The following is a 16,943-nucleotide window of genomic DNA, read 5'->3' as shown; positions in this document are numbered from 1 at the left end:
CTTAACCCCAAACGCAACAACCTAGAATCTAGAAAGGCAATACATGCGTTAGTGGCTAGGTGCTTAATAACTCAGTCTTCCGATCTTACTCTTTCTTACACTACGCTAGTGAATAAGCTTTCTAACACGTAATAAAGGGGAGCTTTAATGAGTCAGCATAGGGGATAAAAACTAGCGCTCGAGACTGGGATCCTGTTCAGCAGGAACTGCGCATCAACTCGTTCATGACAGGGCTTAGAAAGCATAGCGAAGAGGGAAGTCTGCCTCTCGATGCAAGGTTTCAATATGGAAATGAGGTTAAGGTAAGTCGGGTAACCAAAACGAAAAAAGCCCCAGTCTTTCGACTGAGGCTTAATATAAGTGGCGGAGTGGACGGGACTCGAACCCGCGACCCCCGGCGTGACAGGCCGGTATTCTAACCAACTGAACTACCACTCCGCAGTGGTATCACTCGCTTGTAATCAGCAAGTGTCCATAATTTAAAGCCTGGCGATGTCCTACTCTCACATGGGGAAGCCCCACACTACCATCGGCGCTATTTCGTTTCACTTCTGAGTTCGGCATGGAAGTCAGGTGGGTCCAAAACGCTATGGTCGCCAAGCAAATTCTTTAATTCGGAAAGCTGTTTTCGTTCTTACACATTCAATGTTCTTTCATTGAGTCCATCAAAACCCCTTGGGTGTTGTATGGTTAAGCCTCACGGGCAATTAGTACAGGTTAGCTCAACGCCTCACAACGCTTACACACCCTGCCTATCAACGTCGTAGTCTACGACAACCCTTTAGGATACTTAAAGTATCAGGGAGAACTCATCTCAAGGCTCGCTTCCCGCTTAGATGCTTTCAGCGGTTATCGATCCCGAACTTAGCTACCGGGCAATGCGTCTGGCGACACAACCCGAACACCAGAGGTTCGTCCACTCCGGTCCTCTCGTACTAGGAGCAGCCCCTTTCAATTCTCCAACGCCCACGGCAGATAGGGACCGAACTGTCTCACGACGTTCTAAACCCAGCTCGCGTACCACTTTAAATGGCGAACAGCCATACCCTTGGGACCGACTTCAGCCCCAGGATGTGATGAGCCGACATCGAGGTGCCAAACACCGCCGTCGATATGAACTCTTGGGCGGTATCAGCCTGTTATCCCCGGAGTACCTTTTATCCGTTGAGCGATGGCCCTTCCATTCAGAACCACCGGATCACTATGACCTGCTTTCGCACCTGCTCGAATTGTCATTCTCGCAGTCAAGCGGGCTTATGCCATTGCACTAACCTCACGATGTCCAACCGTGATTAGCCCACCTTCGTGCTCCTCCGTTACGCTTTGGGAGGAGACCGCCCCAGTCAAACTACCCACCAGGCACTGTCCGCAACCCCGATAAGGGGTCGACGTTAGAACATCAACACTACAAGGGTGGTATTTCAAGGACGGCTCCACGCAATCTAGCGACTGCGCTTCAAAGCCTCCCACCTATCCTACACATGTAGGGTCAATGTTCAGTGCCAAGCTGTAGTAAAGGTTCACGGGGTCTTTCCGTCTAGCCGCGGGTACACTGCATCTTCACAGCGATTTCAATTTCACTGAGTCTCGGGTGGAGACAGCGTGGCCATCATTACGCCATTCGTGCAGGTCGGAACTTACCCGACAAGGAATTTCGCTACCTTAGGACCGTTATAGTTACGGCCGCCGTTTACCGGGGCTTCGATCAAGAGCTTCGACCGAAGTCTAACCCCATCAATTAACCTTCCGGCACCGGGCAGGCGTCACACCGTATACGTCATCTTGCGATTTTGCACAGTGCTGTGTTTTTAATAAACAGTTGCAGCCACCTGGTATCTGCGACTCTCAATAGCTCCATCCGCGAGGGACTTCACCGTCGAGAGCGTACCTTCTCCCGAAGTTACGGTACCATTTTGCCTAGTTCCTTCACCCGAGTTCTCTCAAGCGCCTTGGTATTCTCTACCCGACCACCTGTGTCGGTTTGGGGTACGATTCCTTACAATCTGAAGCTTAGAGGCTTTTCCTGGAAGCATGGCATCAATGACTTCACATCCGTAGATGCTCGACGTCGTGTCTCAGCCTTAAAAAGAGCCGGATTTACCTAACTCTTAAGCCTACGCACTTGAACCTGGACAACCGTCGCCAGGCCCACCTAGCCTTCTCCGTCCCCCCATCGCAATTGTAAGAAGTACGGGAATATTAACCCGTTTCCCATCGACTACGCCTTTCGGCCTCGCCTTAGGGGTCGACTTACCCTGCCCCGATTAACGTTGGACAGGAACCCTTGGTCTTCCGGCGAGGAGGTTTTTCACCCCCTTTATCGTTACTCATGTCAGCATTCGCACTTCTGATACGTCCAGCATGCGTTACCACACACCTTCAACCGCTTACAGAACGCTCCCCTACCCAATGCACTAAAGTGCATTGCCGCAGCTTCGGTTTACTACTTAGCCCCGTTACATCTTCCGCGCAGGCCGACTCGACCAGTGAGCTATTACGCTTTCTTTAAATGATGGCTGCTTCTAAGCCAACATCCTGGCTGTCTGAGCCTTCCCACATCGTTTCCCACTTAGTAGTAATTTGGGACCTTAGCTGGCGGTCTGGGTTGTTTCCCTCTCCACGACGGACGTTAGCACCCGCCGTGTGTCTCCCGGATAGTACTTACTGGTATTCGGAGTTTGCAAAGGGTTGGTAAGTCGGGATGACCCCCTAGCCTTAACAGTGCTCTACCCCCAGTAGTATTCGTCCGAGGCGCTACCTAAATAGCTTTCGGGGAGAACCAGCTATCTCCAGGTTTGATTGGCCTTTCACCCCTAGCCACAAGTCATCCGCTAATTTTTCAACATTAGTCGGTTCGGTCCTCCAGTTGATGTTACTCAACCTTCAACCTGCCCATGGCTAGATCACCTGGTTTCGGGTCTATATCCAGAGACTGAACGCCCAGTTAAGACTCGGTTTCCCTACGGCTCCCCTAGATGGTTAACCTTGCCACTGAATATAAGTCGCTGACCCATTATACAAAAGGTACGCAGTCACAGGACAAGCCTGCTCCTACTGCTTGTACGTACACGGTTTCAGGTTCTATTTCACTCCCCTCACAGGGGTTCTTTTCGCCTTTCCCTCACGGTACTGGTTCACTATCGGTCAGTCAGTAGTATTTAGCCTTGGAGGATGGTCCCCCCATATTCAGACAGGATATCACGTGTCCCGCCCTACTCGATTTCACTGAATATGCGTCGTCAGTTACGGGGCTATCACCCTGTATCGCCAAGCTTTCCAGCTTGTTCACCTAACGCCTATAAAGCTTAAGGGCTAGTCCAATTTCGCTCGCCGCTACTTTCGGAATCTCGGTTGATTTCTTTTCCTCGGGGTACTTAGATGTTTCAGTTCCCCCGGTTCGCCTCGTTATGCTATGTATTCACATAACGATACTTACTTATGTAAGTGGGTTTCCCCATTCGGAAATCCCAGACTCAAGTGGTTTTTACTACCTAATCTGGGCTTATCGCAAGTTAATACGTCCTTCATCGCCTCTGACTGCCAAGGCATCCACCGTGTACGCTTAGTCACTTAACCATACAACCCGAAGGAGTTTCGAATTGATGTTAAACAACCAAAGTTGTCTCTCATTATTTGAATGAGCGAGAGACATTCGATTTTGCCGGACTCAAATTCCAAGAACACTTGAATGTGTTATTAGTTGTATTCATAAATGAATACTTTGAGAACTTTACAAACAACAATAAATTGTTGTTTTGTCAGCTTTCCAAATTGTTAAAGAGCTAGATTTTCTGATGAAAACCATTTTTAAAGATTCTTTTTCAAGAACACTTAAAGATGGTGGAGCTATGCGGGATCGAACCGCAGACCTCCTGCGTGCAAGGCAGGCGCTCTCCCAGCTGAGCTATAGCCCCATCAAGGTGTCGATACTGTCGCCAATTCCTTGGGAAGGAAATTGGTGGGTCTGAGTGGACTCGAACCACCGACCTCTCGCTTATCAGGCGAACGCTCTAACCACCTGAGCTACAGACCCAGTATCGTCTCTTTACTTTATAAACCGTATCAATCTGTGTGAACACTCATCGCAATAATCATCGTATAAGGAGGTGATCCAGCGCCAGGTTCCCCTAGCGCTACCTTGTTACGACTTCACCCCAGTCATGAACCACAAAGTGGTAAGCGTCCCCCCGAAGGTTAAACTACCTACTTCTTTTGCAGCCCACTCCCATGGTGTGACGGGCGGTGTGTACAAGGCCCGGGAACGTATTCACCGTGGCATTCTGATCCACGATTACTAGCGATTCCGACTTCATGGAGTCGAGTTGCAGACTCCAATCCGGACTACGACGCACTTTTTGGGATTCGCTCACTTTCGCAAGTTGGCCGCCCTCTGTATGCGCCATTGTAGCACGTGTGTAGCCCTACTCGTAAGGGCCATGATGACTTGACGTCGTCCCCACCTTCCTCCGGTTTATCACCGGCAGTCTCCCTGGAGTTCCCGACATTACTCGCTGGCAAACAAGGATAAGGGTTGCGCTCGTTGCGGGACTTAACCCAACATTTCACAACACGAGCTGACGACAGCCATGCAGCACCTGTCTCAGAGTTCCCGAAGGCACCAATCCATCTCTGGAAAGTTCTCTGGATGTCAAGAGTAGGTAAGGTTCTTCGCGTTGCATCGAATTAAACCACATGCTCCACCGCTTGTGCGGGCCCCCGTCAATTCATTTGAGTTTTAATCTTGCGACCGTACTCCCCAGGCGGTCTACTTAACGCGTTAGCTCCGAAAGCCACGGCTCAAGGCCACAACCTCCAAGTAGACATCGTTTACGGCGTGGACTACCAGGGTATCTAATCCTGTTTGCTCCCCACGCTTTCGCATCTGAGTGTCAGTATCTGTCCAGGGGGCCGCCTTCGCCACCGGTATTCCTTCAGATCTCTACGCATTTCACCGCTACACCTGAAATTCTACCCCCCTCTACAGTACTCTAGTCTGCCAGTTTCAAATGCTATTCCGAGGTTGAGCCCCGGGCTTTCACATCTGACTTAACAAACCACCTGCATGCGCTTTACGCCCAGTAATTCCGATTAACGCTCGCACCCTCCGTATTACCGCGGCTGCTGGCACGGAGTTAGCCGGTGCTTCTTCTGTCGCTAACGTCAAACAACGCCGCTATTAACGACGCCGCCTTCCTCACGACTGAAAGTACTTTACAACCCGAAGGCCTTCTTCATACACGCGGCATGGCTGCATCAGGCTTGCGCCCATTGTGCAATATTCCCCACTGCTGCCTCCCGTAGGAGTCTGGACCGTGTCTCAGTTCCAGTGTGGCTGATCATCCTCTCAGACCAGCTAGGGATCGTCGCCTTGGTGAGCCCTTACCTCACCAACTAGCTAATCCCACCTAGGCATATCCTGACGCGAGAGGCCCGAAGGTCCCCCTCTTTGGCCCGTAGGCATCATGCGGTATTAGCCATCGTTTCCAATGGTTATCCCCCACATCAGGGCAATTTCCTAGGCATTACTCACCCGTCCGCCGCTCGACGCCGTTATCGTTCCCCGAAGGTTCAGATAACTCGTTTCCGCTCGACTTGCATGTGTTAGGCCTGCCGCCAGCGTTCAATCTGAGCCATGATCAAACTCTTCAATTTAAGATTTTGTTCGGCTCAATGAATACTGAACATTACATAAGTAATGTTTGAATTGACTGTGCTGAATCTTTCGATTCAATGGTCACTTCGTTTCATTGAAACCTAATTTGAAACCCCTCTTTATTAAGAGAAATTTCTAATTGGATTATCATCAACGAGTGCCCACACAGATTGATAGGTCTATATTGTTAAAGAGCTTGGCTTTCAGTGCCTTAGCACTTAAGCGAGGTGCGTATAATACGCTTTCCACTTTGAAAGTCAACATAAAACTCTAAAAAGATTAGAACTTTATGGTGACTTGCTTAAATCTTAAGCAAGTGCAAAATAAAGCCTGGCGATGTCCTACTCTCACATGGGGAAGCCCCACACTACCATCGGCGCTATTTCGTTTCACTTCTGAGTTCGGCATGGAAATCAGGTGGGTCCAAAACGCTATGGTCGCCAAGCAAATTCTTTATCAATTTGCTCGCAAATTCAAACGCACTTTAGTGCGGCCCTTTAGGGTGAGATTTGCTTGCAAATCGAATAATTCGGAAAGCTGTTTCTTAATTCTCGTTCTTACACATTCAACGTTCTTTCATTGAGTCCATCAAAACCCCTTGGGTGTTGTATGGTTAAGCCTCACGGGCAATTAGTACAGGTTAGCTCAACGCCTCACAACGCTTACACACCCTGCCTATCAACGTCGTAGTCTACGACAACCCTTTAGGATACTTAAAGTATCAGGGAGAACTCATCTCAAGGCTCGCTTCCCGCTTAGATGCTTTCAGCGGTTATCGATCCCGAACTTAGCTACCGGGCAATGCGTCTGGCGACACAACCCGAACACCAGAGGTTCGTCCACTCCGGTCCTCTCGTACTAGGAGCAGCCCCTTTCAATTCTCCAACGCCCACGGCAGATAGGGACCGAACTGTCTCACGACGTTCTAAACCCAGCTCGCGTACCACTTTAAATGGCGAACAGCCATACCCTTGGGACCGACTTCAGCCCCAGGATGTGATGAGCCGACATCGAGGTGCCAAACACCGCCGTCGATATGAACTCTTGGGCGGTATCAGCCTGTTATCCCCGGAGTACCTTTTATCCGTTGAGCGATGGCCCTTCCATTCAGAACCACCGGATCACTATGACCTGCTTTCGCACCTGCTCGAATTGTCATTCTCGCAGTCAAGCGGGCTTATGCCATTGCACTAACCTCACGATGTCCAACCGTGATTAGCCCACCTTCGTGCTCCTCCGTTACGCTTTGGGAGGAGACCGCCCCAGTCAAACTACCCACCAGGCACTGTCCGCAACCCCGATAAGGGGTCGACGTTAGAACATCAACACTACAAGGGTGGTATTTCAAGGACGGCTCCACGCAATCTAGCGACTGCGCTTCAAAGCCTCCCACCTATCCTACACATGTAGGGTCAATGTTCAGTGCCAAGCTGTAGTAAAGGTTCACGGGGTCTTTCCGTCTAGCCGCGGGTACACTGCATCTTCACAGCGATTTCAATTTCACTGAGTCTCGGGTGGAGACAGCGTGGCCATCATTACGCCATTCGTGCAGGTCGGAACTTACCCGACAAGGAATTTCGCTACCTTAGGACCGTTATAGTTACGGCCGCCGTTTACCGGGGCTTCGATCAAGAGCTTCGACCGAAGTCTAACCCCATCAATTAACCTTCCGGCACCGGGCAGGCGTCACACCGTATACGTCATCTTGCGATTTTGCACAGTGCTGTGTTTTTAATAAACAGTTGCAGCCACCTGGTATCTGCGACTCTCAATAGCTCCATCCGCGAGGGACTTCACCGTCGAGAGCGTACCTTCTCCCGAAGTTACGGTACCATTTTGCCTAGTTCCTTCACCCGAGTTCTCTCAAGCGCCTTGGTATTCTCTACCCGACCACCTGTGTCGGTTTGGGGTACGATTCCTTACAATCTGAAGCTTAGAGGCTTTTCCTGGAAGCATGGCATCAATGACTTCACATCCGTAGATGCTCGACGTCGTGTCTCAGCCTTAAGAGAAACCGGATTTACCTAATTTCTCAGCCTACGCACTTGAACCTGGACAACCGTCGCCAGGCCCACCTAGCCTTCTCCGTCCCCCCATCGCAATTGTAAGAAGTACGGGAATATTAACCCGTTTCCCATCGACTACGCCTTTCGGCCTCGCCTTAGGGGTCGACTTACCCTGCCCCGATTAACGTTGGACAGGAACCCTTGGTCTTCCGGCGAGGAGGTTTTTCACCCCCTTTATCGTTACTCATGTCAGCATTCGCACTTCTGATACGTCCAGCATGCGTTACCACACACCTTCAACCGCTTACAGAACGCTCCCCTACCCAATATACAAAAGTATATTGCCGCAGCTTCGGTTTACTACTTAGCCCCGTTACATCTTCCGCGCAGGCCGACTCGACCAGTGAGCTATTACGCTTTCTTTAAATGATGGCTGCTTCTAAGCCAACATCCTGGCTGTCTGAGCCTTCCCACATCGTTTCCCACTTAGTAGTAATTTGGGACCTTAGCTGGCGGTCTGGGTTGTTTCCCTCTCCACGACGGACGTTAGCACCCGCCGTGTGTCTCCCGGATAGTACTTACTGGTATTCGGAGTTTGCAAAGGGTTGGTAAGTCGGGATGACCCCCTAGCCTTAACAGTGCTCTACCCCCAGTAGTATTCGTCCGAGGCGCTACCTAAATAGCTTTCGGGGAGAACCAGCTATCTCCAGGTTTGATTGGCCTTTCACCCCTAGCCACAAGTCATCCGCTAATTTTTCAACATTAGTCGGTTCGGTCCTCCAGTTGATGTTACTCAACCTTCAACCTGCCCATGGCTAGATCACCTGGTTTCGGGTCTATATCCAGAGACTGAACGCCCAGTTAAGACTCGGTTTCCCTACGGCTCCCCTAGATGGTTAACCTTGCCACTGAATATAAGTCGCTGACCCATTATACAAAAGGTACGCAGTCACAGGACAAGCCTGCTCCTACTGCTTGTACGTACACGGTTTCAGGTTCTATTTCACTCCCCTCACAGGGGTTCTTTTCGCCTTTCCCTCACGGTACTGGTTCACTATCGGTCAGTCAGTAGTATTTAGCCTTGGAGGATGGTCCCCCCATATTCAGACAGGATATCACGTGTCCCGCCCTACTCGATTTCACTGAATATGCGTCGTCAGTTACGGGGCTATCACCCTGTATCGCCAAGCTTTCCAGCTTGTTCACCTGACGCCTATAAAGCTTAAGGGCTAGTCCAATTTCGCTCGCCGCTACTTTCGGAATCTCGGTTGATTTCTTTTCCTCGGGGTACTTAGATGTTTCAGTTCCCCCGGTTCGCCTCGTTATGCTATGTATTCACATAACGATACTTACTTATGTAAGTGGGTTTCCCCATTCGGAAATCCCAGACTCAAGTGGTTTTTACTACCTAATCTGGGCTTATCGCAAGTTAATACGTCCTTCATCGCCTCTGACTGCCAAGGCATCCACCGTGTACGCTTAGTCACTTAACCATACAACCCGAAGGAGTTTCGAGTTGATAATCAAATCACCAAAGTTGTCTCTCATTATTTGAATGAGCGAGAGACATTCGATTTTGCCGGACTCAAATTCCAAGAACACTTGAATGTGTTATTAGTTGTATTCATAAATGAATACTTTGAGAACTTTACAAACAACAATAAATTGTTGTTTTGTCAGCTTTCCAAATTGTTAAAGAGCAATAATAGCTCGAAGCTTACGCTTCAAAAACTATCAATCTGTGTGAACACTCATCGCAATAATCATCGTATAAGGAGGTGATCCAGCGCCAGGTTCCCCTAGCGCTACCTTGTTACGACTTCACCCCAGTCATGAACCACAAAGTGGTAAGCGTCCCCCCGAAGGTTAAACTACCTACTTCTTTTGCAGCCCACTCCCATGGTGTGACGGGCGGTGTGTACAAGGCCCGGGAACGTATTCACCGTGGCATTCTGATCCACGATTACTAGCGATTCCGACTTCATGGAGTCGAGTTGCAGACTCCAATCCGGACTACGACGCACTTTTTGGGATTCGCTCACTCTCGCAAGTTGGCTGCCCTCTGTATGCACCATTGTAGCACGTGTGTAGCCCTACTCGTAAGGGCCATGATGACTTGACGTCGTCCCCACCTTCCTCCGGTTTATCACCGGCAGTCTCCCTGGAGTTCCCGACATTACTCGCTGGCAAACAAGGATAAGGGTTGCGCTCGTTGCGGGACTTAACCCAACATTTCACAACACGAGCTGACGACAGCCATGCAGCACCTGTCTCAGAGTTCCCGAAGGCACCAATCCATCTCTGGAAAGTTCTCTGGATGTCAAGAGTAGGTAAGGTTCTTCGCGTTGCATCGAATTAAACCACATGCTCCACCGCTTGTGCGGGCCCCCGTCAATTCATTTGAGTTTTAATCTTGCGACCGTACTCCCCAGGCGGTCTACTTAACGCGTTAGCTCCGAAAGCCACGGCTCAAGGCCACAACCTCCAAGTAGACATCGTTTACGGCGTGGACTACCAGGGTATCTAATCCTGTTTGCTCCCCACGCTTTCGCATCTGAGTGTCAGTATCTGTCCAGGGGGCCGCCTTCGCCACCGGTATTCCTTCAGATCTCTACGCATTTCACCGCTACACCTGAAATTCTACCCCCCTCTACAGTACTCTAGTCTGCCAGTTTCAAATGCTATTCCGAGGTTGAGCCCCGGGCTTTCACATCTGACTTAACAAACCACCTGCATGCGCTTTACGCCCAGTAATTCCGATTAACGCTCGCACCCTCCGTATTACCGCGGCTGCTGGCACGGAGTTAGCCGGTGCTTCTTCTGTCGCTAACGTCAAACAACGCCGCTATTAACGACGCCGCCTTCCTCACGACTGAAAGTGCTTTACAACCCGAAGGCCTTCTTCACACACGCGGCATGGCTGCATCAGGCTTGCGCCCATTGTGCAATATTCCCCACTGCTGCCTCCCGTAGGAGTCTGGACCGTGTCTCAGTTCCAGTGTGGCTGATCATCCTCTCAGACCAGCTAGGGATCGTCGCCTTGGTGAGCCCTTACCTCACCAACTAGCTAATCCCACCTAGGCATATCCTGACGCGAGAGGCCCGAAGGTCCCCCTCTTTGGCCCGTAGGCATCATGCGGTATTAGCCATCGTTTCCAATGGTTATCCCCCACATCAGGGCAATTTCCTAGGCATTACTCACCCGTCCGCCGCTCGACGCCGTTATCGTTCCCCGAAGGTTCAGATAACTCGTTTCCGCTCGACTTGCATGTGTTAGGCCTGCCGCCAGCGTTCAATCTGAGCCATGATCAAACTCTTCAATTTAAGATTTTGTTCGGCTCAATGAATACTGAACATTACATAAAGTAATGTTTGAATTGACTGTGCTGAATCCGAAGATTCAATGGTCACTTCGTTTCATTGAAACCTAATTTGAAACCGAAGTTTCTAATTGGATTATCATCAACGAGTGCCCACACAGATTGATAGGTTTATATTTTTAAAGAGCTTTTCTAACTTATCCAGCAACTTAGTTGCTCGTCGTTAGGGGTGCGTATCTTACTCCGCACCGTGAGAGAGTCAAGCATTTTTTCAAATTTCTTTTTCTCTCACTTCCGACTCGCTGTGTGACTTTCGTCTCACTCCGTGTCGGTGGATGCGCAGTATAGGGAGTTGAGAAATTAGTACAAGCGTTTTTTGCAAAAAAACTTTCAACAGGTCATTAGTTAGCCAAAAGCGTGATATTTGCATATTTCTTCGTCACATTTGAGACATATCACAGCAATTGGTTGGAAAAACACCAACCATATACGTAAGATTCATGTGTCTATTCTGTTAATGGACAATCGATCTCTTTATCACTATGTGTAGTAATTAAAATGACGTCTAAAAAAAATCTGATTTTATGTGCTGGGCTGGCCGTCGTTGGGGGAATCGTCTTCTCTCAAGTCACCATCCCACCAGCCTTGAGTTTTCTCATTGGTGTTATCGCTACTGCTTTTTTATTTTCATTTTCTAGCCAGACACCTTCTATTCAATCAACGGACTCGGATCCATCGACTAAAACTCTGTATGTCGGCAACCTTCCTTATAAGGCCAATGAGAGTCACGTTCGCGATTTGTTTGCTGAATATGGACAGGTCTATGCAGTACGCTTAATGAAAGATAAGCGCACTGGAAAAAGAAGAGGGTTTGGTTTTGTCGTGATGGCTGCGGCAGATGCCAAGCCAGCTATCGCTAAACTTAATGAAAAGGAATATATGGAAAGAACGCTAAAAGTGAGAATTGCGAACGATCCTAAACACCCGGATGGTGGTAAACCAGAACAGGATTAAAACCTAGCTTCTTTAAACAAATGTTCAGTGCATCTTCCTGCCAAGGAGTTGCACTGGCATAAATCGACTTACTTCCCTCTTCCGTATCCTCAATTTCATCACTTAATAGTAATGCTTTTACTCGACGTGCAATGGCTGCACCCGAATCAATTAAAGTAACGTCCCCACCCAAAGCTTGATGAATTTCCTCTTTGATTAAAGGGAAGTGAGTACAACCGAGCACCGCAACGTCTACTTTATCGCGAAGCGGAAGCAGGATTTTTGTCAATTCGTCTAGAGAAACGCTGTTGCCTCGCAACTTCTCTTCGGCCATATCCACCAAGCGAGTTGATCCCAACAGCTCAACTGGTTTGCCTTGCGCAAAGTCTCGTATTAACTCGTGAGTATATTGGCGTGTTACTGTCGCCGGAGTGGCGATCAGCCCTACCCCTTTTGATGCCAAAAGCGATGCGGGTTTAATCGCAGGGACAACACCAACAACGGGAATCGATAGATTTTCACGTAAGGAAGGAAGCACTATGGTGCTTGCCGTATTACAAGCAATGACAACAATGTCGACTTGGTGTTCTTCGACTAATGAAGAGACCAGTTGGTTAACTCGTGAAATGAGTACCGCCTGATCGAGTTCACCATAAGGGTAAGCCTGATTATCGAATAAGTATAAGTAGTCAAGCTGCGGCAATAGGCGATGTATCTCTTGGAATACAGAAAGACCACCAACACCGGAGTCAAAAACTAGGACTTTTTTCTTACTTGCTACTCGCACGAGCCTTACCTAAAGAACAGAAACGTTGCGATCATACTGCTTAGATTTGTTTTGGCAATGCTTTAGCATGGTATCTTTGATGGCTGAATCTATCTCCAGATTCTACATCTCGCTTCGTTAGCTCGATATGCCCTTGAAAAGACGGCGAAGACGTGACCAATGTGTGAAATTCACCATTTTCCCCACAGGGATCAATTTGACTTGGTAATGACTCTATTAGGACTTTGTCATACCAGCTACCACACCACTCTGGAGGGAGAACACTTCCGTCGATGGTGATCAACATAGTTTGAATACCACGCTCTATGATTTCCATCGCTAGCTTTTCGCTGCTCTCCCCTAATAGAGGAAAGACGCACTCCCAACCAGCAGGTTCAATATAGCTGCGTCGATACTCGGCAATGCCATTGCAAAACATATCGCCAAATGCGACAGCTTCTATATTCAGACCACTACTTTGTAATGCATTAACGATGGTCGATTGATAAATGTCGTTACTTGGAAAGACTTCAGGTAGCTCGATAGTAATGAGCGGAAGCGCAAGTAAGTCGGCTTGCATTTGTACGACTTCAAGCGGAGTTGCTTGGAAAGGGACTTCTTTCCCTACGTAAGTCGTGTACAAACCGACAACTTGATAATTTGGATTCTCGTTAAGGCGCTCAAGCGTTAATGTCGAATCTTTACCGCTGGACCAACTGATCACCACTTGCTTGGGTTTCTTCATTCGATTTTCCACCACAAAATATTAAAAACCGCCCGAAGGCGGTTTGTGTTCATTCACGATTAGAATTCGTAGCCAACGTTTAGATAGTACGCTCGCTCAGCGGCAGGGTAACCTTTTGCCATCTCATACTCTTCATCAAATAGATTATCGATACGAGCGCTAATAGAGGTCGACTCATTCGGATAGTAAGTCACAGCCGTATCAACCAACGAGTAAGAAGAAAGCGTGATATCTTGTGAAGGCCAAGTGCTGTAATCCACATCTGGACGCTTACCTACGTACTGATAGCTAACCGACCAGTCCACTTTATCGAAGCTAACTAAAGCGTTCCACTTATACATTTCTTTAGCGCGGCGCTGCAACTGATGCCCTTTATCGTCTTCAGCATCTTTGTAATCTGCACTCAACTGGTGTTGCACAATCCCTGTATCAAACTCAGCAACAAGCTCCACACCTTGGATACGTGTTTCACCATCGACATTCAAATATTTGTATGTGGTTGGATGGTAATCGATAAGATTCGTGATTTTATAGTCATAACCCGTGACGGACCAAAAAACGCCTTGTACATCACCGCTAAATGCTAGTTCCCAAGCATCTGACTCTTCCGGCTTCAGATCTTTCTCACCGTATGTTGGGTCATACTGTTGATATAGGTTTGGAGCCTTAAACGCAGTACCAAAAGAAGCTTTAACCCCAAACTCTGGCACAAACTGGTAACCAGCCGCTAAGCTGTAAGTGAACTCACTACCGTATTCTTCGTTATCATCCAAGCGAGCACTGCCCTCAAGCATTGCTTTATCAATACTAGTGGTTGCCATACCAAACAGAGCGCCATTGGTACGATCAAACGTTTTATTCGCACTCTTGTCTTTATAAGATTCGTTGCGCCAATCAATACCACCAGCAAACGTCGTATTGTTGTTTAGCAAGTAACTGTTGGTCCACTGGACATTTTGCTGCTCAAGTTCATCTTCAGTACCTGAGTGTTTGCCTTTTGCTTGCTCATAGTTCCAAGACTTCTGTTTCTGTGCCGTTACTTGTAGTTCTGACATCACATTATCAGACTGATACTTACCGCCCAGAGTGGCAGAAAGGTCGTCTTTTTCTGCTTCGTAATAACCGCGACTGCCGTAGCTGCTGTCATATTGATAAACATTTTCGTAAGCACGTAGGTTACCAAATACAGACCACTGGTCATTGAAGTTATGCACGTAACCTAGCAGACCATTCTTTGTATCAAAGCCATGGCGATCGCCGTCATTAACTCCCGGTACAGGACGAACGTTATAACCATCATCACTTTCACTACCAAGCGCGATATTCAGCTGGCCGCTCTCTGTGACTTTAATGCCAGATGCCACACTCAATTCTTGGTAATCTAAGCTACCTAAACCTGCGCTTAACTTCGTTTCTTCTTCGTCAGCACGTGCAATGGTGATGATGTTGATCACGCCACCAATCGCTTCTGAACCATAAAGTGACGCACGCGCACCACGCACGTACTCAATCCGTTGAACGTAAGTCAGTGGGATTTGGTTAAAGTCCACAGCGCCCTTAGCTGCACGCGCAAAACGTACGCCATCAACCAGTACTAGAACTTGGTCGGAACTGGTACCACGAACAAATAAAGACGCTAACTGACCACGACCACCATTTTGTGAAACTTGAATACCCGTAAGACGGCGCAACACATCTGGTAGGGTTTTCGCTTGAATGCGATCAATGTCTTGTCGAGTAACCACTTCGACATCTGCCAACGTACGGCTTTCGGCTTGCTCAAAACGGTTTGCAGTAACAACGATGGTTTCGTCAGTGGAGGTTTCTTGGGCCTGTAGATAAGAGACAGGTGAAAGCAGCGATGCCAAAGTGATCGCCAGTGCGGATTTTCTCATTGTATTGTCCTAAATCGCGTAATTCCTTCCGAGCCCTGTCGTCATGACAGTCCAGTGCTGTGGCTCAGTTGTTGGCAGGTATTCGGACTCAAGAGCACGGGTGTACCGCCTACTTGCTCGACTTCCCACATAAACTAATGCAGTGTCTGATGAGCGTTCGTTCTCTTTTACCGCTGCGCGTCAGTTTGGATTCACACCAGATTCCCATTTCAGCCATCTAGATTGCTAGATAGCACCAACTTGAGGCAAATATTATTCAGCTATTGATTATTTGTCCAGCCAATATTGTCCTTAGAAGTTGTAACGTTTTGATTGATTTTGCTTTCTACTCTGCCTGTACGCACTATCTTTAAATCAATTCCAGTACAAAACTGGACATCCTATTGAGATTGAATAAAATCTGCGCTCTTAAATTGAATGCACCATAAAAGGTAAGATCATGGCTACTCTTGATGTAAACCCACAACGCTACCAAGAACAACTGGCTGAAAAAGTCGAACGTCTCACGGATATGTTCGCGCCATACAACATGCCAGAACTGGAAGTGTTTGAATCACCAGAGCAGCACTACCGCATGCGTGCTGAGTTCCGTGTTTGGCATGAAGGCGAAGATCTTTACTACATCATGTTCAACCAAGAAACTCGTGAGAAATACCGAGTTGACCAATTCCCTGCAGCAAGCCGTCTGATCAACGACCTGATGCCGCTATTGGTTGAAGCGATGAAAGACAACGACTCGCTACGTCGTAAACTGTTCCAGGTGGATTTCCTATCGACGCTAAGTGGTGAGATTCTGGTTTCACTCCTTTACCATCGCCAACTTGATGAAGAGTGGATTGAAAACGCGAAAGCCCTTAAACAGCGCTTAAATGATGAAGGCTTCAACCTAAACATCATTGGTCGTGCTCGTAAGATGAAGATTGTCCTAGACCGCGACTACGTGATCGAGAAGCTCGATGTAAATGGTCAGAGCTACATCTACCAACAAGTTGAGAACAGCTTCACTCAGCCGAACGGCAAAGTCGCAGAGAAGATGCTGGAATGGGCGGTCGACTGCACCCAAGAAAGCACGGGCGACCTACTAGAACTTTACTGTGGTAACGGTAACTTCTCGCTGGCCTTGGCACAGAATTTCGACCGCGTCCTAGCAACTGAGCTAGCGAAGCCATCTGTGGTATCTGCACAGTACAACATCGCCGCCAATAAGATTGATAACGTACAAATCTTACGTCTATCAGCAGAGGAATTTACTCAAGCGATCGAAGGTAAGCGTGAATTCCGTCGTCTACAAGATGCAGGTGTGGATCTGAAGAGCTACAACTGCAACACGATTTTTGTCGACCCACCACGTGCTGGGATGGATGTCGATACTTGTAAAATGGTGCAAGGTTACGAGCGCATCATGTACATCTCTTGTAACCCTGAGACTCTAAAAGAGAACTTGGACATTCTATGCGAAACACACAACGTGACGCGTTTTGCTCTGTTTGACCAATTCCCTTATACCCACCATATGGAAGCGGGCGTGCTATTGGAACGCAAAGTGTAACCCACGGCGTCAAATA

Annotated in this window: 5 protein-coding genes, 3 tRNA genes, 6 rRNA genes and 1 riboswitch; of the genes, 2 read left to right on the top strand and 12 right to left on the bottom strand. The window is 48.3% G+C overall.

From position 1 onward, the window contains the following. Window positions 1-361: 361 nt before the first annotated feature. The 9 genes from FR741_RS00845 to FR741_RS00805 all read right to left on the bottom strand — a co-directional run bounded on the left by FR741_RS00845 (window position 362) and on the right by FR741_RS00805 (window position 10,983). A tRNA-Asp gene (locus FR741_RS00845) sits at window positions 362-438 on the bottom strand. Between the two features lie 46 nt (window positions 439-484). Next, a 5S ribosomal RNA gene (rrf, locus tag FR741_RS00840) occupies window positions 485-601 on the bottom strand. A gap of 85 nt (window positions 602-686) precedes the next feature. Next, window positions 687-3,576 (bottom strand): 23S ribosomal RNA (locus tag FR741_RS00835). Window positions 3,577-3,838: 262 nt separating this feature from the next. Continuing rightward, window positions 3,839-3,914 (bottom strand) — tRNA-Ala (locus FR741_RS00830). 42 nt (window positions 3,915-3,956) lie between these two features. Beyond that, window positions 3,957-4,033, bottom strand: a tRNA-Ile gene (locus FR741_RS00825). Window positions 4,034-4,099: 66 nt separating this feature from the next. Continuing rightward, a 16S ribosomal RNA gene (locus tag FR741_RS00820) occupies window positions 4,100-5,652 on the bottom strand. A gap of 329 nt (window positions 5,653-5,981) precedes the next feature. Then, a 5S ribosomal RNA gene (gene rrf, locus FR741_RS00815) occupies window positions 5,982-6,098 on the bottom strand. A 164-nt stretch (window positions 6,099-6,262) separates the two neighbouring features. Continuing rightward, window positions 6,263-9,152, bottom strand: a 23S ribosomal RNA gene (locus FR741_RS00810). A gap of 278 nt (window positions 9,153-9,430) precedes the next feature. Further along, window positions 9,431-10,983, bottom strand: a 16S ribosomal RNA gene (locus tag FR741_RS00805). Together the 16S, 23S and 5S rRNA genes with 3 tRNA genes alongside form the textbook arrangement of a ribosomal RNA operon. 554 nt (window positions 10,984-11,537) lie before the next feature. On the opposite strand from FR741_RS00805, the gene FR741_RS00800 reads away from it, so the two are divergent. After that, window positions 11,538-11,993 (top strand): RNA-binding protein, encoded by a 456-nt coding sequence (locus tag FR741_RS00800; RefSeq protein ID WP_031780357.1) that lies wholly within the window; start codon window positions 11,538-11,540, stop codon window positions 11,991-11,993. Here FR741_RS00800 and murI read toward each other — a convergent pair. From murI to btuB, 3 genes are read right to left on the bottom strand one after another with little or no spacing between them, the layout of a single operon-like run. Beyond that, on the bottom strand, window positions 11,956-12,759 hold the full coding sequence (murI, locus tag FR741_RS00795; protein WP_109170351.1) for a glutamate racemase: 804 nt from the start codon (window positions 12,757-12,759) through the stop codon (window positions 11,956-11,958). The genes FR741_RS00800 and murI overlap by 38 nt on opposite strands. Before the next feature lie 40 nt (window positions 12,760-12,799). Next, a complete protein-coding gene (locus FR741_RS00790; protein WP_005393709.1) occupies window positions 12,800-13,483 on the bottom strand; it encodes a Dph6-related ATP pyrophosphatase in 684 nt (227 codons plus the stop codon). 59 nt (window positions 13,484-13,542) lie between these two features. Beyond that, window positions 13,543-15,378 (bottom strand): TonB-dependent vitamin B12 receptor, encoded by a 1,836-nt coding sequence (gene btuB, locus FR741_RS00785; protein WP_167426148.1) that lies wholly within the window; start codon window positions 15,376-15,378, stop codon window positions 13,543-13,545. Window positions 15,379-15,434: 56 nt separating this feature from the next. After that, window positions 15,435-15,631: riboswitch (cobalamin riboswitch) on the bottom strand. 186 nt (window positions 15,632-15,817) lie between these two features. On the opposite strand from btuB, the gene trmA reads away from it, so the two are divergent. Beyond that, on the top strand, window positions 15,818-16,927 hold the full coding sequence (trmA, locus tag FR741_RS00780; RefSeq protein WP_053304467.1) for a tRNA (uridine(54)-C5)-methyltransferase TrmA: 1,110 nt from the start codon (window positions 15,818-15,820) through the stop codon (window positions 16,925-16,927). The last annotated feature ends 16 nt before the right edge of the window (window positions 16,928-16,943 follow it).

The sequence above is a fragment of the Vibrio diabolicus genome (assembly GCF_011801455.1).
GTDB classification, from domain to species: Bacteria; Pseudomonadota; Gammaproteobacteria; order Enterobacterales; family Vibrionaceae; genus Vibrio; species Vibrio diabolicus.
The sequence above is the reverse complement of the archived record's forward strand: the minus strand, read 5'-3'. Positions and strand labels throughout refer to the sequence as shown.